Source organism: Stenotrophomonas sp. STEN056, from assembly GCF_056759635.1.
Window position 1 is genome coordinate 1 of sequence record NZ_JBRRDL010000029.1, and the last position, 18,431, is coordinate 18,431.

Here is an 18,431-nt window from a genome sequence, read left to right on the forward strand (position 1 = left end):
GTCTCGCTGGACAAGGTCATCAAGACCATGCGCGACACCGGCCGCGACATGCAGGACAAGTACAAGGAAACCAGCCGTGGCGGCCTGGCCGTCAACGTCATCGAGTGCTGATGCCTGCACCGTAGGCTGGGATTCCATCCCAGCCTACGCCGTTACCGCGCCCTTCCCGTAGAGCGGAGCCGTGCTCCGCTGGCGCTTTCCCTGTAACGCCCCTTGCCGCGCATGGCTCGGCACTAACGGCCCTGTGCCTCGTATTGCAATCCCCCTGACTGGCCCTCCAGAATCGCGCCACACGAAGGAACGTCAGGGGGACAGATGCACACCGAGCAGGAACCCGGCGGGCAACCGCCCGCTCTACCCACACCACCTGTACGACCGGCGCCTCGGCCTGCACCACGACCGGCGCCGCGCTCTGGCGGCCTCAGTCTGGACAAGATCGTGCTTGCCGCAATCGTGCTGGTGATCGGCGCCTATTTCATCGGCAATAGAAAGCCGGCGCCGGCAGATTCCGAAGCCACTGCCGTCACCTCCGGATCAGAAGCGGCGGCCACTGCGCCGAACGCCGCCAGACGCGAAGCGATGGTGGTAGAGGGCGAGAAGCCGACCACGCTGACCAGTCTGGAAGAAGCACGCATGGTAGCCAGCGAGAGCGGCAGCGTGCTGCGCATTGAAGGCAGCGTCGGCAAGAACTTCGCCAACGATCTGAAGGCCGCGCTGGATGCCAACCCGTCACTGCAACGCATCGACATCACCAGCGGCGGCGGCTACGCCGGGCCAGGGCTGGAAGCGGCGCGGATGATCCGCAGGCGCAACCTCATCGTCCGCGTGAAATCACAATGCGCAAGCATGTGCGTTGCACTGTGGGCCGCCGGCGCGCAGCGACAGATGGAACCGGATGCCTGGATCGGCCTGCACGACTGGGATGCCCGCTGCGACCTGCGCCCCTCGCCCATACGCGAGGAATGCCACTACCAGATGCAGTTCGCCACCAACCACGATTCCAGCTACGACGCCTGGCTGCGCGATGCCGGTTTCAACCAGTATCTGCTTGACCTGCAGACCAGGACTGCATCCAAGGACATCGCCATCCTCGCCGCGCCCCAGCTCTGGGAAAACGGCGTGGACTTCAGCGTAGTCAGCCACGACGGAACCCGCATGAGCCGCGCCGACGTACAAAGCTACCTTGCCGAGAAGTTCGGGCGGCGCTGAGCCGCGCGCGCAGGAGCGGCTTCAGCCGCGAAGCCGGGACTGGCACAGCGAGATCGATTGGTTCTGCCATCCGACGGCCCATCCGCTTCGCGGCATACGCGCTCCTGCAGCAGCGCGTAAGCCACGGCCACTCAGCGAGTGACGATGCTCAACACGTCATCCAGCAGCGCGGCGGCGGTCACTTCCGCTCCCGCGCCCGGGCCCTGGATCAACAACGGCTGCGTGCAGTAGCGGTCGCTGTGAATGGCCACACGGTTGTCGGTTCCGCGCCCACCCGCAAGCGGGTGATCGGCCGGCAATGCGCGCAGGCCGACGCTAGCGCCCTGCGCATCGAGACGACCGACAAAGCACAACTTCAAGCCCTGCTCGCGCGCCTGCAACAGGCGCGCCTGCAACGGCGCGTCCAACAGTTCCAGTGCAGCGCCCACTTCATCGGCCGGCAATGCCGCCAATGCCGGTGGCACCAGCGATTCCACCTGCACCTGGTCCGCTTCCAGTGCCACGCCTGCCGCGCGGGCCAGGATCAGCAACTTGCGGCGAACATCCTCACCGGACAGATCAATGCGCGGGTCCGGCTCGGTGTAACCGGCCGCGGCCGCTTCACGCACGCAGGTGGAGAACGGCGTACTGCCGTCGAAACGATCAAACAGCCACGCCAGCGAACCGGACAAAACGCCTTCGATGGCGTGCACATGGTCGCCGCCGGCGACCAGCGCGCGGATGCTGCGCAACAGCGGCAAACCCGCGCCAACCGTGGCCGCATCGCCGTAACGCGCATTGCCGACAGCGGCCGCATCGCCAATGCCGCGCGCACGCGACAACGCAGTGCCGTTGCCCAGCTTGTTGGCGGTGACGACATGAATGCCCTGCCCCAGCCAATGCGCATGATCAGCCGCGACGTCCTCGCTGGCGGTGGCATCCACCACGATGTCGCCGACGCTCAAACGGCCAACTTCCTGCCGATGCACCGGCTCACCGGCACGCGGCTGTGCATTGCGCGCGGCCGACAGCGCGGCATCCGGCGCATCAGCGCACGCCAATGCGATACGCGAGTTGGCCACCACATGCAGCGACGGCAACGTCAGCTGCCGCTGCTGCAGCGCCTGGTAGCGCGCGACAAAGGCTGAACCGACGGTGCCGGTCCCCAGCAATACCAATCGTGCCTGCGGAATGTCCAGCGGACGCAGCTGAGCGCTCATGCATCCACCGTCTTTTTACATTTGGCGTTGCCGGCCTGAATGTCAGCCACCGCCTGCGCAGCGCGGGCAAGCCCGGCCTGCAGATCGGCCAGCAGATCCTCGCTGGATTCAATCCCCACCGAAATACGTAGCAGGCCATCATTGATGCCGGCCTTGGCACGCGCTTCGGGGGTCATCGCTGCATGGGTCATGGTGGCCGGGTGCGCGATCAGGCTTTCCACGCCGCCCAGCGATTCGGCCAGGGTGAAGTAGTTCAGGCCCTCCAGGAAGGCGCGCACCACCGCATGCGGATCGTCGCCTTCGCTCGGCACCAGCTCGAAGGACAGCATTGCGCCGAAACCCTTCTGCTGGCGCGCGGCCACCGCATGGCCCGGATGCGATTCCAGGCCCGGGTAATAGACATTGCTCACCACCTCGCTGGCGGCCAGCAGGTCAACCAGCACCTGCGTGTTTTCCTGGTGCACGCGCAGACGCGCATCCAGCGTGCGCAGGCCGCGCAGGGTCAGGAACGCATCGAACGGCGATCCGGTCAGGCCCAGCGCATTGGCCCACCACACCAGTTGCTGGTGCACCTCGGCATCGCGTGCGATCACCGCACCGCCGACCACATCGCTGTGGCCGTTGACGTACTTGGTGGTCGAATGCAGCACCACGTCGGCACCGAAGGCAATCGGTGTCTGCAATGCCGGCGACAGGAAGGTGTTGTCCACCACCACTTTTGCGCCGGCCTTGTGCGCGGCATCAATCACGAAACGCAGGTCGGTGATACGCAGCAACGGATTGGACGGGGTTTCGATCAACACCAGCTTCGGCTGCCGCGCCAACGCATCGGCCAGCGAGCGCGGATCGGTCAAATCGGCGGTGATCAGCTCGAAGTGGCCCTTGGTGGCCAGTGCATTGAACAGGCGCCAGCTGCCGCCGTATGCGTCGTGCGGCACCACCAGACTGTCGCCCGGCTCCAGCAGCGCGTTGAGCACCAGGTTGATCGCGCCCATGCCGGTCGCGGTGATCACGCCACCGGCGCCACCTTCCAGTTCGGCCAACGCTTCGCCCAGCAGATCGCGGGTGGGATTGCCGCTGCGGGTGTAGTCGTATTGGCGCTTGTTGCCGAAGCCGTCGAAGCTGAAATTCGACGACAGCACGATCGGCGGCGTCACCGCGCCGTAGGCGGTATCGCGATCAATGCCGGCACGCACGGCCGCCGTGGCGCGGCTGCAGGAGATATCGGAAGTGTGGGACAGGCTCATGCGGTTTCTCCAGGCAGGCGAAGGGCGTTGGCAAGAATTGCGTCGATGCGGTCGGTTTCTTTCAAAAAGGCGTCGTGGCCGTAAGGCGAGCGCAGCACGCGCAGACTGCCGCGCGGCCCTAAGCCTTCCACCAACGAGACAAGGTCGGACAGCGGTACCAGGCGATCGCCCTCCACCGCCACCACCAGCGTCGGCACGTTGATGGCAGCCGGATCGACGCGATGCAGGTCGATGGATTCGGACAGGCGCAGGTACGCGTTGACGCGGGTGCGGGCGACGTACTGCGCGCCGGCCGCGTCGAGATAATCTTCAGCAGCCACGCGCACGCGGCCATTGACCACTTCCGGCGCAACGTCAAAGCGTTCGCCGAACTCTTCCGGCGTGCGGTAGCTGAGCATGGCGAACTGCCGTGCCAGTGCCAGCCCGTGTGCTTCGGCACATTGCAGTTGGCCCAGCGCCACCGCACGGCGCTGCAATGCGCGCCATGCCGAGGCATACGGATGCGGGCGATGCGCGCCGCTGACCGCAATCAACTTGGCCAGGCGCTGCGGATGGCGCAGTGCCAGTTGCTGGCCCACCAATGCACCGTAGGAATAGCCGACAAAGCCCTGCAGCTGCTCGATATGCAGCGCGTCCAGCAAGGCGGCAATGGCATCGGCCTGGTCCGCGGTATCGATGGGCTCGTCAAGGTCGCCATCGGCGCCGATGAAATCAAACCCCAACAGGCGGCGGTGCTGCGGATCCAGCGCACGGCCGGTGCCCGCCAGGCCTTCGGCCCAGCCCTTCTCGGCAAAGCCACTGTTGGACGCGATATGACGGTGTGCGGAGATACCGCCGGCCACCAGCACCACCGGCAAGCCAGCCGCGCCTACCAGTTCATAGCGCAGGCGCAGCAGGCGCTGTCCTGCATGACGCATCGCCAGCCGCACTTCCACTTCACCGCGCACGGCAGTGACTGCGCGCTCGGCGCTGACGAAGGAAGCAGCAGGAAGTTCCTGGGCGGCAATTGCAGTGGCGAAACTCATGGCGGTATCCCGATAAGGAGCAGCCATCGAGCTTCGCGGAGCCCGTGTTCGCCGTGCGATGCACGTAACGAACCATCTTTTCGGCAGACACGTGGTCCCCGCAGGATTTGGCACCAAACACAGGCGCTTGCGCGTCTGCTGGTTGCCCCGGCTTCAAAGGGCCTGTCCCTCTGCCGGTCTCGATGGTGGCGCTACGATGCCAGCGCGCCCAGGCCATGTCAATCGCTTTATTCGGATAAAGCGATGGAATATTTTCAAAGGCAACCAAGCAGGCACAATCGCTCCCCAGTCATGTCACCGTAGCCGCCGTGCGCCCCCTTCTCTTATTGCTGCTTGCCGCGATGTTCGCCGCCCCGCCCATCGCCGATGCCACGCCCAGCGCCCGCTGGCGACAAAGCTGGGGGCTGAACAGCGCAGCAAGCGCACGCGCGCCCGCCAGTGCCGCCTTCGCAAGCCTGAACCTGGAACCACGCGCCGGAGGCCACGCCGCCATCGTCACCAACCTGCTGGCCGGCCCGGTGCAGGTGCGCCTGCACGGGCAAGGCGCCGCACTGCAGGAAACGCCGCAGCGCCCGCTGCTGCTGATGCCGAATGAACGGCGCACGCTGCTCTGGTTGCCCGCTGATGGCGGCCGCTCGCAGTTGTTGCTGGATGCCTTCCCCGGTGATCCCACGGCCCGGCCTGATGACTACCTGTACCAACTGCCCTTCCGCAGCCAGCAGGTCCGCGTCAGCCAGGCCTTCGCCGGCCGCTACAGCCATACCGATGCGCAGAACCTGCATGCGGTCGATTTCCCCCTGCCCGAAGGCACGCCGGTAGTGGCCGCGCGCGCGGGCAAGGTCATGCAGATCGTGGAGAACGCGCCCGACCTCGGCTGCCTGGTGCGGGTGCTGCACGGCGACGGCAGCATGGCGCTGTACGCGCACCTGCAGGCCGGCAGCCTGCAGGTACGACCGGGCCAGGCCGTGGAAACCGGCCAAGCCCTCGCCGCCTCGGGCAACACCGGCCAAAGCACCGGCCCGCATCTGCATTTCGCGGTGCAGGCCAACACCGGCCTGGCCCTGACCTCACTGCGCTTGCGCATGCGCAGTGAACGCGGCGAGCTGCAGTTCGCCCGGGAAGCGCCCTGACTTTCAGCCTCGAACCCGGCTCAGCAGTGACGACCAAAGCAGTGATTCCCCGCAGAGAGGGTTGACACACCCCAAGTGTATTGATGTATTAATACACATGGACGCAAGAGCACTTCATATCTCACCGCAGGCGGCCGAGCCCATTTATCGGCAGATCGCAGAACAACTGCGTCGGCTGATCAGCGCCGGGCAACTGCAGGCCGGCGATGCCTTGCCATCGGTGCGGGAAGTGGCCTCTGCACATGCAATCAACCCGATGACGGTCTCCCGCGCCTACAGCCAACTGGAAGCCGAGGGCGTGCTGGAGCGCCTGCGCGGCAAAGGCATGGTCGTGGCAGCCGGCAACGCCGGAAGCGACAGCCTCAAACAACGCCTGCAGCTGGCCGAGCCGCTGCTGCAGGAACTCGCCCGTCACTGCCATGAACTGGAACTCCCTGCCGACCGCGTGCTGGCGCGGCTGCAACAACTGCTCGAAAAGGAATCGACATGAACGCATTGGCCGTACCCGCCCCCACCTTCGGCGCCGAATTAGATCTGGCGCTGCCGTTGCGGGCGAACAATCTGCAACTGCGCTATGGCCACCATGAAGTGCTGCGCGATGTCTGCCTGCAGTTGCCCCGCGGCCAGGTCTTGGGGCTGATCGGCCGCAATGGCGCCGGCAAGAGTAGTTTGATCAGCTGCCTGCTGGGCCTGATGCAACCGCAGTCCGGTCAGGCGTGGGTGATGGGAGCGCCAGCCCTTGCCCTCGACGATGCACGCAAGAGCCGATTGGCCTACGTCCCACAGCAGCCACAATCGTTCTCCTGGATGAAAGTCGGGCAACTGTTCGCCTACCTGAGCCAGCTGTATCCAAGCTGGGATCGCGCCTATGCCCACTCCCTGCTTAAACGCTGGGAACTGGATCCGAACCGCGTCATCTCCAAACTATCCCCCGGGCAGGTTCAACGATTGGCCTTGATCCGAGCCCTCGCACCGCGCCCGCGCTTGCTGGTACTGGACGAACCCGCCTCGGCGCTGGACCCGATCGCCCGCCGCGAACTGATGCGCGACATCATCGAGCAGGCCATCGACAACGACGCCACGGTGCTGTTCTCCAGCCACATCATCAGCGACCTGGAGCGCATTGCCTCGCAGGTTGCCTTCCTGCACGAAGGCAGGATTCTGCTCAACCAGCCCTTGGATGAACTCAAAAGCCAGGTCATCCGCTTGATTATCCCTGCCGTCCACGTTGCTCAACTGCCAGGCCGCATGCCTGGTGAACTGGTACGGCGCCCACTTACTGACGGTAGTCTGCGGCTGCTGATCGAGCAGGAAAGCGTTCCGAACGAACTGCTGCAACTGGAAGGCATTCGCGCTGACCGACTGAACCTGGAAGACCTGTTCGTCGAGGTGGCCGAGTGAACACCGCCATCCATCGCCTTTCGCTGCCAGCCTCCGCGCTGATCACCCTGCGCAGCGTGTTGGCCGCCGGCAGCTGGACCAACCTACTGCTGGCAGCTACATGGCTGCTGGCCATCACCGTTCCGCGCTGGGACGACAGCCGCGACAACGCCATCAATCTGGCGCCCGTGCTCACTGCGGTGCTGGTCATGTGCTGGGCAATGCTGACCACCAGCCGCCTGACCGGGCTCACGCTACAAGCCCGGCGACTACAGCTTCCCAACGCCGGCCGCCAAGCCCTGCGGCTCGGCCTGGCGGTACTCCTGCTGAGTGTGGTGCTGCCGGCGGTACTGCTCACCGCAGCGGGCAGCCCGGGGTTTGCGCTCAACCTGCTGGTCCCGGCCGTTGGCCTGCTGGTGGGCGTGTTCTGGACAAGCATGCCACCGTGGCTGATGTGGGCGTTCTTTGCACTGGGCACCGTGCTGGCTCAGTTTGAAGTGCCCCTGCTGCGCGAATGGGAACGCCTCAGCAGCACACCCGCACTCTTCTTGTCGCTGCTGGTTGTGGGCCTGCTGTTGGCCAATGCCGGGTGCTGGCGTCTAATGCTGCGAAATCCCGGAACGCGTCCTTGGTCTACCCCATTGGCACTCGTCACCCTGCGAAATGATCAAGGACTTTGGGGCAAGCCACCACAGATTCCTGACGGCGCATTTTTTTCTATCGACACCCCGGTCAGCCACGACCTCGCCCAGCATCCCGGCAAAGCCCTGGCCATCGCGCTAGGTCCGGGGTTCGGGCAAAGCACCGTAAAAAGTGTGCTGGCCGCGCAACTCCCCATCATCGCCGTGGCAGTGCTGTGGTTGCTGTTGAACCGCTCCGAGATCGCCGTCACGGCGCTGTTCTTTACGCCGCTGCTGGTGGTCGCCGCCGCCCTCCCCCCGGTAATGCGCCTGCACACCTTGCTGCGACTCCCGCAGCTTGGGCTGCATGAGCCCGCCCTGTTGCCCGGCCTTCCGCGCCGCCCCGCACCCGCCCTGGCCGGCCTGCTGACGCGGCAGATGCTGCTGCGCGCCTTGCCGGCGCTGGCGATCATGGCAACCACCGCCATCCTGCTTGGGGCAGACCATCACTACCTGCTTCTACTGCTGTGGTGCTGCACAGCCAGCTTGATGTGGCTGCATGCGGCCCTCCTGTTCGCACTGCAAAGTCGCCTCGGCCGCGCCGCGTTGGTGGCGTTGATGGTGCTGCTGCCCATCGCAATGGTCGCCAGCACCATGCCCTTGAAAGCACCCTCCTCGCTCTTGCCGCTGTGGTCCTGCGTCCTGCTGGCCGGGGCGCTGGCGTCGGCAATGGCCCGCCGTCGGCTGGACAGGCACCCCCATCCCTGGCTGCAGAACTGAACGCGGCCGCCGGGGCGGCGTATGCGGTACCGGCGGGTCGGCAGGTATAATCGCCGGTTCATTCGTTTCCTGATGCGCCCGGGCGGGCGCGCCTGCCATGTCCGAAGTCGCCTCCGAAGCCGCGCGCCGCCGCACCTTCGCCATCATCTCCCACCCTGACGCCGGCAAGACCACGCTGACCGAAAAGCTGTTGCTGTTCGGCGGTGCGATCCAGATGGCCGGCTCGGTGAAGTCGCGCAAGACCAGCAAGCACGCCACCTCCGACTGGATGGCGCTGGAAAAGGAACGCGGCATCTCGGTCACGTCGTCGGTGATGCAGTTCCCGTACGAAGACAAGATCATCAACCTGCTCGACACCCCCGGCCACGCCGACTTCGGTGAAGACACCTACCGCGTGCTGACCGCGGTGGACTCGGCGCTGATGGTCATCGACGTAGCCAAGGGCGTCGAGGAACGCACCATCAAGCTCATGGAGGTCTGCCGCCTGCGCGACACCCCCATCATGACCTTCATCAACAAGCTTGACCGCGAGGGCAAGGACCCGATCGATCTGCTGGATGAAGTGGAAACCGTGCTTGGCATCCAGTGCGCGCCGGTCACCTGGCCGATCGGCATGGGCCAGCGCCTGAAGGGCGTGGTGCACCTGCTCACCGGCGAAGTGCACCTGTACGAGCCGGGCCGCAACTTCACCCGCCAGGATTCCACCATTTTCCCGTCCATCGACTCGCCCGGCCTGGCCGAGAAGATCGGTGAAAAAATGCTGGCCGACCTGCGCGACGAACTGGAACTGGTGCAGGGCGCCAGCCACCCGTTCGACAAGGACGCCTCCCTGCGCGGCGTGCAAACGCCGGTGTTCTTCGGCTCGGGCGTGAACAACTTCGGCGTGCAGCCCCTGCTGGATTTCTTCGTCGAGCACGCGCCGGCACCGCAGCCGCGCGCCACCACCGGCCGCGACATCGCACCGCAGGAAAACAAGCTCACCGGCTTCGTTTTCAAGATCCAGGCCAACATGGACCCGCAGCACCGTGACCGCGTGGCCTTCATGCGCGTGTGCTCGGGCAAGTTCACTGCAGGCATGAAGACCTTCCACGTGCGCTCCAGCAAGGAAATGAAGCTGGCCAACGCACTGACCTTCATGGCCAGCGACCGCGAACTGGCTGCAGAAGCATGGCCGGGCGATGTCATCGGCATCCACAACCACGGCACCATCTCCATCGGCGACACCTTCACCGAAGGCGAGGCCGTTACCTTCACCGGCATCCCCAATTTTGCGCCGGAGCTGTTCCGCCGCGCGCGGCTGAAGGATCCGCTCAAGCTCAAGCAGCTGCAGAAGGGCCTGGCCCAGCTGTCCGAGGAAGGCGCCACCCAGTTCTTCCGCCCGCTGATGAGCAACGACCTGATCCTGGGCGCGGTCGGCGTGCTGCAGTTCGACGTGGCCGCTTACCGGCTGAAGGACGAATACGGCGTGGAAGCGGTGTTCGAGCCGGTGACGGTCACCACCGCGCGCTGGGTCTCCTGCGACAACGCCAAGAAGCTGGAAGAGTTCCGCGAGAAGAACGCCAGCAACCTCAGCATCGACGCCGCCGGCCACCTGGTGTATCTGGCACCGACCCGGGTCAACCTGCAGTTGGCGCAGGAACGTGCGCCGGACGTGCGCTTCTCGGCCACGCGCGAGGCCGCGCACACGGTTTCGGTGGCCTGACCCCCGGAACCAAGGATAGGGAACAGGGAGTGGCTCAGACATGCGCCGCTCCCTCATTCCCCGTTCCCTGCTTTAATAGGCCCCAACGGGCCTCCCCCCGGCCCGCGGCATCCCCCACATGACCGCTACCGCTTCCGTCCGGGAAGAAATCGCCAGCGCCCTGACCCATGGCCTGGGCGCCGTTACCGCACTGGCCGCCGGCGCCGTGCTCATCACTCTCGCTGCGATCTACGGCGATGGCTGGCAGCTGGCCAGCGCCATCGTTTTCGGCGTGGCCCTGCTGCTGCTCTACACCGCCTCCACCCTGTACCACGCCATCCAGCACCCGGTGGCCAAAGGCCGGTTGAAGATCTTCGACCACTGCGCGATCTACATCCTGATCGCCGGCACCTACACGCCGTTCACCCTGATTGGCCTGCGCGGGCCCTGGGGCTGGGGGCTGTTCAGCGCGATCTGGGCACTGGCCCTGTTCGGCGTGGTGTTCAAGCTGTTCTACACCGGCCGCTTCAAGAAGCTGTCCACCGCCATCTACATCGCGATGGGCTGGCTGGTGGTGGTGGCGATCAAGCCGATGTGGAATTCGCTTGATGGCTGGACCATCGGCTGGCTGTTTGCCGGCGGCATCTTCTACACGCTGGGCACGGTGTTCTATCACCGCGAACAATTGCCGTATTCGCATGCCATCTGGCATCTGTTCGTGATCGCCGGCAGCGTCTGCCACTTCGTGTCGGTGACGGCGCAGATTCTGTGAACCCGCCGCGTGGCGGCGCACTCCTGGTGACCGCGCCGCACCAACTGCTGCACTGCTGCACTGCCGGCCACGATCGTGACAAGCCCGCGCAAAGAGGATGTCGATTGCAGCGGCTGCTACGCCAGGCAGCGCACCGCAGGCGATGCCTCAGGTACCCGTGATGTACTGCTGCAGTTGGCCCAGTTCCATGCGCTGCTGCTCGATCACCGCCTTGACCAGGTCGCCGATGGAAATCACACCGACCACGTCATCCCCTTCCAGCACCGGCAGGTGGCGGATGCGGCGGTTGGTCACCAGCTCCAGGCATTGCTCCACCGTGACGGTGGGGGCCACGGTCACCAGTTCGGAAGTCATGATCTCGCGCACCGGCGTAGTCGCCGAAGAGCGGTCCTTGAGCACGATCTTGCGTGCGTAGTCACGCTCGGAAAGGATGCCCACCAGACGCCGGCCGTCCATCACCAGCACTGCGCCGATGCCTTTCTCGGCCATCAACCGGATGGCCTGCACCACCGCCGCATCCGGTGGTACCGCGTGAATCTCAGGGGACTTGGCCCCAAGCAACTGTCGAACGGTGAGCATTGCGTTCTCCTGCGCTGGCGGATGGGGCAGATACTGCCACGTTCGCTGGCAACCAGGTGTCGACCAGGTACAGCGGCCGCTGCTTGGCCTCCATGTACAGGCGGCCCAGGTATTCACCAATCAGCCCCAGCGCAATCAATTGCACGCCGCCCAGGAACAGAATCGCCGCCATCATCGTCGGCCAGCCAGCCACCCGGTCGCCATAAAATGCTGCCTTGCACACCACCCATGCGCCAAATGCGAACGCACCCGCGGCGGTGAACAACCCCAGGTAGGTTGCCGCGCGCAGCGGCGCAGTGGAAAAACTGGTGATGCCTTCCAGCGCGAAATTCCACAATTTCCAGAAGCCGAACTTGCTGCGCCCGGCCACCCGCCGTTCGCGTCGATAAGGCAGCGCGACACGGCGGTGCCCCACCCAACCGAACAACCCTTTCATGAAGCGCTGCCGCTCACGCAGCTGCCGCAACCCCGCCAGTGCGCGTGGCGACAGCAGCCGGAAATCCCCGGCATCAGCCGGAATCGGCGTTTTCGACAAACGCCCGATCAGCCGATAGAACACCGACGCGGTGGCGCGCTTGAGCCAGCCATCACCATCACGTTCCAGTCGCACGCCATACACATCGTCGTACCCCTGCCGCCACAAGGCGACGAACTGCGGCACCAGTTCCGGCGGGTCCTGGCCATCGGCATCGAGCATGATGGCCGCGCCTTCCTCGACAAAATCCAGGCCCGCCGTCAGCGCGGCTTCCTTGCCGAAGTTGCGCGACAGGCGCAACGCAGCCACCCGCGCATCCCCGGCGGCCAACTGCTGCATCAACGCCCAGGTGGCATCGCTGCTGCCATCATCCACATACAGAATGCGCCCCTCGATATCGGTCAGCGCATCGAGTTGCGCGCACAGGCGCGGATGCAACAGCGGCAGAGCGTCTTCTTCGTTGAAGGCAGTGATGACAAGCGTCAGGTGATCGCGCGGTTTCATGCGCCAATTCTACGCAGACCACCGGCCTCAATCGGCACCGTCGATATACCCAGCACCGCCCAGTTGACGCGCCTGCCGCTGGATCCACGCCGCCCGGCGCTGCACATAGGGGCCGGGTTTGACCGCGCTGTAGCGCCGCGGCGATGGCAGCACCGCCGCCAGCCGCGCGCTCTCGGCCGGCGTGAGCCTGGCCGCGTCCTTGCGCCAGTACTGCTGCGATGCCGCCTGCACGCCGTACACACCGTCCCCGAACTCAGCCACGTTGGCGTACACCTCCAGAATCCGCTGTTTGGGCCAGAACAGCTCAATCAACACCGTGTACCAGGCCTCCAGCCCCTTACGCAGCCAACTGCGCCCCTGCCACAGAAACACGTTTTTGGCGGTCTGCTGGCTGATGGTGCTGGCCCCGCGCAGGCGCCCGCCATCGGCATTGTGCTTGCGCGCCTTCTCGATGGCCTTCAGGTCAAACCCATTGTGCTCGGGAAACCGCTGATCCTCGGCAGCCACCAGTGAAATCGGCACGCTCGCCGCCATTTCATCCAGGTCGCGCCACTGGTAATGAATGCGGAATTTCCAGTCCCCCTCGCCCCAGGCTTCCAACTGCCGGAACACCATCACCGTGGACACCATCGGGTCCACGAAGCGCAGCAGCACCACCTGCAGCACACTGGCGGCCACCAGCAGCACCGGCACCCAAAGCAACCACCGCCATCTGCGCCGCTTGCGGCCTGAACCGCCCGCCGGCTCCGCCTTGCGCTTGGCCTGTTCCGCCCCCATTGATGTTCACCTTGCACCTTCCACTGTCCGGCGCATTATCCGGCACCGGCCCCACTTCGCGCAGACGCCGCTCATGACCGATACCTCCGACCTTCTTGTCCGCTTCCTCCTGCCCGACGCCGGCGTGCGCGGCGTTCATGTCCGTCTGAGCGAAAGCTGGCGCGAGATCCTGTCCCACGGCGACTACCCGGCTTCGGCGACACGCCTGCTCGGCGAAGCCTCCGTGGCTTCGGCCCTGTTCACCGGCCATACCAAGGTTGATGGGCGGCTGTCGATCCAGTTGCGCAGCGCCTCCGCCCTGCGGGCGCTGTTCGCCGAATGCACCTCGGCCGGCACCCTGCGCGGCATCGTGCAGCTGGCCGAAGGAGAAGACGCCCCGGCCAGCCTGCAGGCCCTGGGCGAAGGCGCACTGCTGGCCATCACCATCGAAAACCCCGGCCTGGACCCGCGCGAACCGCAGCGCTACCAGAGCCTGGTGAACCTCAGCGGCGACAGCCTGGACGAGGCCTTCGAGGACTATTTCCGCCACTCCGAACAGCTGCCGACCCGGCTTCTGCTGGCCTGCGATGGCGAACACGCAGCCGGCCTGCTGCTGCAAAAGCTGCCCGGCGACAGCGGCGACCAGGACGGCTGGGTCCGCATTGGCGCCCTGTTCGACACCCTGGGGCGCGAAGAACTGCTGGCCGTGCCTGGCAGCGAACTGCTGCACCGCCTGTTCCATGAAGAGCAACCGGAACTGATGGGCGACAAGCCGCTGCGCTTTGGCTGCTCCTGCTCGCATGAACGGGTCAGCTCAATGTTGCAGTCACTGGGCGAGGAGGAGGCCCGCGCTGCCGCCGAAGCCACCGGCCAGGTCGACGTCCGCTGCGAGTTCTGCGGCCAGGAATATCACTTCCCTTTGACCGAATTCGGCGTATTGTTTGCGGCCACACCGGCAAACCAGCCCGCCCCCGAGCGGCTGCAATAACCGGGCTTGCGAGTTGCGTTCTGGGGAGGGCGAAGACTTGTTAAGAATCCATAAACGACATACGATCAAACCTTCATGTGCCGGGAACTTCCCGGCGCGTAACGAGTCTGATTGAGTCCATGAACGCCTTTCTGCGCCTGCCGCTTGCCCTGATGATCGCCTTGAGCGCGGTCACGGGCGTGCATGCACAAAGCAAGGCGTCGTCAGACAGCGCCGTGCTGCCGGTCTGGAACCGCGGCAGCGGCAAGGTCGAGGCCCTCCTTTACCTGGAACCGACTGGCGAGCAGCGCGCTGGCGCACGCTGGAACTTCGGTCGCAGTTCACTGGATGCCGCCTTCGGCCTGTCCTCCGGCGATTCGCTGGGCCTGCTCTGCAACAGCAGTCGCGGCACCAGCATCGGCGGGCTCGCCAGCCATTGCATGCTGGCCAGCCTCGGCGATGACGACGACAACGTTGGCCGCCACATTTCGGCCACCACCGCGTTCAACCGCCCTGGCGGGCGCGTCGGCATCACCGCGGGCACCGGCCGCGACACCCTTCCTGCCTGGCTGGCCGGCGGCAACAAGGCCGGCACGGCGCGCATGGAACAAAACGACCTGACGGTCTTCGGCCAGAAGAACATCGGCCGCGAAGGCTTCGTGTCCATCGGCGGCACCTACGCCAAGGCGCGTCTGGTCCCCCTCAGCGACGCCTCACCGGCAATCGTTGATCAATGGGACAGCAAGAGCCTGAGCGTGGGCGGCGGCTATGGCCCCTTCAGCGCCAACGTCATCGGCCGCGTCGTCGACGCCCCCGGCAGCAGCGGCAAGTGGGAAGGCCTCGGCCTGGGCATCACCTGGCGCACCCCCTGGAGCGGCCAGCTGACCGTCGGCGCCGAGAACGTCATCACCCGCGGCAAGAACCCGTTCTCCCCTCGTAACGAGAGCAACGACGACGGCGCAATCCCGTACGTCCGGTACGAGCAAGATCTGTAACTAAGATTACAAACTTCACTCTCAAAAGCGCCCCGTCCGGGGCGTTTTTCGTTTCCGCCTGTCAAATCAACACTTTGCCGACTTTTATCAAATTCCCACCAATCATTAACCAATCTTTAATTTATTTGCAGTCGCAAGTACTATCGGTACCAGCCTAGGGCTTTGGGTTCACCTTTCGGACCCTCCCCAGGCACTCACGTAGTACCCAAGTCCACTTGGCAGAGAGAGAGAACCCAATGAATTGCAAGACCAACAAACTGCGCGATGCTGTTGTACTTGCGCTTGTCGCAAGCGCCGGTACCGCAGGTACCGCTTACGCTCAGGACGCCACCAAGAGCGGCGCGACCACGCTGGATCGAATCGAGGTCACCGGCTCACGCATCCGTCAAGTTGACGTCGAAACTGCACAGCCGGTCCTGACAATCTCCCGTGATCAGATTGAAGGCCAAGGCTTCAGCACCGTTGCAGACATCCTGCAGAACATTTCCTCGACGGGTAGCCCGACCTTCAGCCGCGCCTCGCCGCTGACCTCGAACCAGGAAGCCGGTGGCCAATACATTGACCTGCGTAACCTTGGCGCCCAACGCACCTTGGTGCTGGTCAATGGCCGCCGCCTCGGCATCAGCCCGGCAGGCTTCCAGGATATCTCCAGCATTCCCAGCGTCATCGTTGAGCGCATTGAAGTCCTGAAGGATGGCGCCTCTTCGATCTACGGCTCTGATGCGATGGCCGGCGTGATCAACATCATCACCCGCAAGAACTTCGACGGCGCCGAAGCCAACGTCTACATGGGCCAGTACGGCGAAGGCGATGGCCAGAAGCAGACCTACGACTTCATGGTTGGCTTCTCGGGCGAGCGCGGCTCGGTCACCATGGGTGCTGAGTACCACAAGGAAGACGCCGTGTGGGCGCGCGACCGTTGGTACACTGCCGAGGCCGATCCGCGTGATCCGGGCGGCAACAACACCTCCGTTGGCCAGTGGGGCAATTGGCGCCCAACCGGTACTAGCGGAGCTTGGCAGGCACCAAACCGTGGTGAAGATGCACTCGGTCCTGGCGCTTTCCACCCACAGAATGGCGATGACACCAGCAACTCCATCGATCAGATGCAGCTGCTCACGCCGCTGGAGCGCCGCTCCCTGTTCGTGAACGCCAATTACGAGATTACGGACAACCTTCGCTTCACCAGCGACATGGGTTACACCAAGCGGTCGTCGGATCGCCAGATCGCAGGCTATCCGCTGCAGTCCACTGCCTATGGCATGCCGATGGCCGCAAATAGCTATTTCAATCCGACCGGCGGAGTGAGCGCCGTCGATTGGCGCCGCCGTGGCTGGGAAGTCCCTCGCACAACCGCAACTGACCAGACAACTTGGCGCTTCGCCGCTGCCCTTGAAGGCTCGTTTGAGATCGGTGAGCGCTTCTTCGACTGGGATGCCGGCTACATGTACAACGAAGCCGACACCACCATCATCAACAACGGCAACTTCTACGTGCCGAATGCCGCTGCGGCTGTCGGGCCATCCTTCAAGGATGCCAATGGCAACATTGTCTGCGGCACCAAGGGTGTGAATGGCGCGCCCGATGACGTGATCGCGGGCTGCGTACCGTGGAATCCGTTTGCAGGCTTCGGCACTGGCGCTGTCGCAAACTCGCTGGATGACCCGAACGTGCGCAACTACCTGTTCAAGGAAGAGCACGCCGTCGGCACCACCAAGACCCACAATTACTTCGCGAACCTGTCAGGCTCGCTCTTCACTCTGCCTGCGGGTGATGTGGGTTTTGCAGCCGGTTATGAATACCGCAAGGAAGAAGGTGGCTTTACTCCGGACGCCATTGCACAGTCTGGTGACTCCACCAACCTCGCCTCGGGCCCGACCTACGGCTCCTATGCAGTTGACGAGGTCTACCTGGAACTGAACGTGCCGATTCTGGCCGACCTGCCGGGTGCGAAGGAGTTGAGCTTCAACGCCGCTACGCGCTACTCGGACTTCAACACCTTTGGTGACACCACCAACAACAAGTTCGGCCTGAAGTGGCGTCCAATGGACGACCTGCTGGTGCGTGCGACCTACGCTGAAGGCTTCCGCGCCCCGACGATTGATGACCTGTACGGCGGCAAATCGCAGACGTTCACCACCGGCTTCCAGGATCCATGCGACAGCGTGTACGGCGTCGCCCGTGGTTCAGCGCGCTGCTTGCAGGACGTCGCCGCCAACTACCGCCAGTTGAAGCAGGGCTTTGAACCGATCACTGGTCTCGTTGGCCAGCAGAGCCCGGTGCCGTTCGTTGCCGGTTCCAACCCGACCCTGCAGCCGGAAACCTCCGAGTCCAAGACCATCGGTCTGGTGTACAGCCCGAGCTACGTGCAGGGCCTGAGCGTGGCACTGGATTGGTGGAAGATCCGCATTGACAGCACGATCATCTCTGACTCCCCGAACGCAATCCTGCGCGACTGCTATGTCAATCTGATCGAGTCTCGTTGCGGCTTGTTCGAGCGCGATCCAAACACCCAGATCGTTAGCACGCTGGAGTACGGTAATCGCAACGCCGGTTACTACTTGACCGAAGGCTTTGACCTCGACGTCAACTACGCTCTGGATACCAACTACGGCCGTTTCAGCGCAAAGTGGGCCAGCACCTACGTCAGCAAGTACGAAGCCAAGAGCACGAACGAAAAGGGCACCAAGCCGTCGCAGTACAACGGTTTTGAAACCTACTTCCGTGTCCGCTCGAACCTGGATTTGGGCTGGAGCAAGGGTGACTGGTCGGCCAACTGGGGCATGCGTTACTACTCCGGCACCAAGGAGGACTGCACCTACGCCGAGCACTGCAGCGATCCGAACTACTACAGCCCGACTGCCGGCCGCGTCATCCCGCAGGAACGCATGAGCAGCGTCGTGTTCAACGACGTCCAGCTGGCGTGGAAGGCACCTTGGAATGCCCGCATTGCCATCGGTGCCAACAATGTGTTCAACAAGGTTGGCCCGATCATGTACAGCCAAGGCGCATCGAACTTCTCGTACTACGGCGGCTTCGACACCGGCCGCTTCCTGTACATGAAGTACAACCAGAAGTTCTGATGAGCTGACGGTTCAACGCTTGCAACAAC

The 18,431-nt window shown here is 64.3% G+C and carries 17 protein-coding genes and 1 riboswitch; of the genes, 11 read left to right on the top strand and 6 right to left on the bottom strand.

Features of this window, described 5'->3' with window-relative positions:
• Both ACVOLO_RS14170 and ACVOLO_RS14175 read left to right on the top strand, forming a co-directional pair.
• A partial coding sequence (locus tag ACVOLO_RS14170; RefSeq protein WP_481570997.1) for an L-serine ammonia-lyase, iron-sulfur-dependent, subunit alpha occupies nucleotides 1-111 on the top strand: 111 nt, incomplete at its 5' end.
• A gap of 327 nt (nucleotides 112-438) precedes the next feature.
• Entirely contained in the window at nucleotides 439-1,209 is a 771-nt protein-coding gene (locus ACVOLO_RS14175) for a hypothetical protein (protein ID WP_481570957.1), read from the top strand.
• Between the two features lie 131 nt (nucleotides 1,210-1,340).
• Here the strand turns inward: ACVOLO_RS14175 and ACVOLO_RS14180 are convergent, their stop codons facing one another.
• From ACVOLO_RS14180 to metX, 3 genes are read right to left on the bottom strand one after another with little or no spacing between them, the layout of a single operon-like run.
• On the bottom strand, nucleotides 1,341-2,408 hold the full coding sequence (locus ACVOLO_RS14180; RefSeq protein WP_481570958.1) for a homoserine dehydrogenase family protein: 1,068 nt from the start codon (nucleotides 2,406-2,408) through the stop codon (nucleotides 1,341-1,343).
• The gene (locus tag ACVOLO_RS14185) at nucleotides 2,405-3,655 is read right to left on the bottom strand and encodes an O-succinylhomoserine (thiol)-lyase (protein WP_481570959.1); all 1,251 of its coding nucleotides are present in this window, start codon (nucleotides 3,653-3,655) and stop codon (nucleotides 2,405-2,407) included. The genes ACVOLO_RS14180 and ACVOLO_RS14185 overlap by 4 nt, the downstream gene beginning before the upstream one ends.
• Entirely contained in the window at nucleotides 3,652-4,680 is a 1,029-nt protein-coding gene (metX, locus tag ACVOLO_RS14190) for a homoserine O-succinyltransferase MetX (RefSeq protein WP_481570960.1), read from the bottom strand. Before metX ends, ACVOLO_RS14185 begins: the two co-directional genes overlap by 4 nt.
• 69 nt (nucleotides 4,681-4,749) lie before the next feature.
• Nucleotides 4,750-4,869, bottom strand: a riboswitch (SAM riboswitch).
• Nucleotides 4,870-5,021: 152 nt separating this feature from the next.
• Here metX and ACVOLO_RS14195 point away from each other — a divergent pair.
• The 6 genes from ACVOLO_RS14195 (at nucleotide 5,022) to trhA (ending at nucleotide 11,043) form a co-directional block, all read left to right on the top strand.
• Entirely contained in the window at nucleotides 5,022-5,810 is a 789-nt protein-coding gene (locus ACVOLO_RS14195) for a M23 family metallopeptidase (RefSeq protein WP_481570961.1), read from the top strand.
• 97 nt (nucleotides 5,811-5,907) lie between these two features.
• Nucleotides 5,908-6,300, top strand: a complete 393-nt coding sequence (locus ACVOLO_RS14200; RefSeq protein WP_481570962.1) for a GntR family transcriptional regulator — start codon at nucleotides 5,908-5,910, stop codon at nucleotides 6,298-6,300.
• Nucleotides 6,297-7,211 (top strand): ABC transporter ATP-binding protein, encoded by a 915-nt coding sequence (locus ACVOLO_RS14205; protein ID WP_481570963.1) that lies wholly within the window; start codon nucleotides 6,297-6,299, stop codon nucleotides 7,209-7,211. Before ACVOLO_RS14200 ends, ACVOLO_RS14205 begins: the two co-directional genes overlap by 4 nt.
• Nucleotides 7,208-8,590 (top strand): hypothetical protein, encoded by a 1,383-nt coding sequence (locus ACVOLO_RS14210; protein WP_481570964.1) that lies wholly within the window; start codon nucleotides 7,208-7,210, stop codon nucleotides 8,588-8,590. Before ACVOLO_RS14205 ends, ACVOLO_RS14210 begins: the two co-directional genes overlap by 4 nt.
• Nucleotides 8,591-8,687: 97 nt before the next feature.
• Complete coding sequence (locus ACVOLO_RS14215) at nucleotides 8,688-10,292, top strand: peptide chain release factor 3 (RefSeq protein WP_481570965.1); 1,605 nt, start codon at nucleotides 8,688-8,690, stop codon at nucleotides 10,290-10,292.
• 118 nt (nucleotides 10,293-10,410) lie between these two features.
• Entirely contained in the window at nucleotides 10,411-11,043 is a 633-nt protein-coding gene (gene trhA, locus ACVOLO_RS14220; protein WP_481570966.1) for a PAQR family membrane homeostasis protein TrhA, read from the top strand.
• Between the two features lie 147 nt (nucleotides 11,044-11,190).
• On the opposite strand, the gene ACVOLO_RS14225 is transcribed toward trhA, so the two are convergent.
• From ACVOLO_RS14225 to mtgA, 3 genes are read right to left on the bottom strand one after another with little or no spacing between them, the layout of a single operon-like run.
• Nucleotides 11,191-11,622, bottom strand: coding sequence for a CBS domain-containing protein (locus ACVOLO_RS14225; RefSeq protein WP_481570967.1), 432 nt, complete (start codon nucleotides 11,620-11,622; stop codon nucleotides 11,191-11,193).
• The gene (locus ACVOLO_RS14230) at nucleotides 11,582-12,601 is read right to left on the bottom strand and encodes a glycosyltransferase family 2 protein (protein WP_481570968.1); all 1,020 of its coding nucleotides are present in this window, start codon (nucleotides 12,599-12,601) and stop codon (nucleotides 11,582-11,584) included. The genes ACVOLO_RS14225 and ACVOLO_RS14230 overlap by 41 nt, the downstream gene beginning before the upstream one ends.
• Before the next feature lie 27 nt (nucleotides 12,602-12,628).
• Nucleotides 12,629-13,378: a monofunctional biosynthetic peptidoglycan transglycosylase gene (mtgA, locus tag ACVOLO_RS14235; protein WP_481570969.1), complete on the bottom strand. Its 750-nt coding sequence runs from the start codon at nucleotides 13,376-13,378 to the stop codon at nucleotides 12,629-12,631.
• 73 nt (nucleotides 13,379-13,451) lie between these two features.
• Between mtgA and hslO the strand changes: the two genes are divergently transcribed.
• The 3 genes from hslO (at nucleotide 13,452) to ACVOLO_RS14250 (ending at nucleotide 18,402) form a co-directional block, all read left to right on the top strand.
• A complete protein-coding gene (gene hslO, locus ACVOLO_RS14240) occupies nucleotides 13,452-14,345 on the top strand; it encodes an Hsp33 family molecular chaperone HslO (protein ID WP_481570970.1) in 894 nt (297 codons plus the stop codon).
• Between the two features lie 152 nt (nucleotides 14,346-14,497).
• Nucleotides 14,498-15,319 carry an XOO1806 family protein gene (locus tag ACVOLO_RS14245; protein ID WP_481570998.1) on the top strand — a complete coding sequence of 274 codons (822 nt, stop codon included), beginning with the start codon at nucleotides 14,498-14,500 and terminating at the stop codon, nucleotides 15,317-15,319.
• Between the two features lie 236 nt (nucleotides 15,320-15,555).
• The gene (locus ACVOLO_RS14250) at nucleotides 15,556-18,402 is read left to right on the top strand and encodes a TonB-dependent receptor plug domain-containing protein (RefSeq protein WP_481570971.1); all 2,847 of its coding nucleotides are present in this window, start codon (nucleotides 15,556-15,558) and stop codon (nucleotides 18,400-18,402) included.
• Nucleotides 18,403-18,431: the final 29 nt, after the last annotated feature.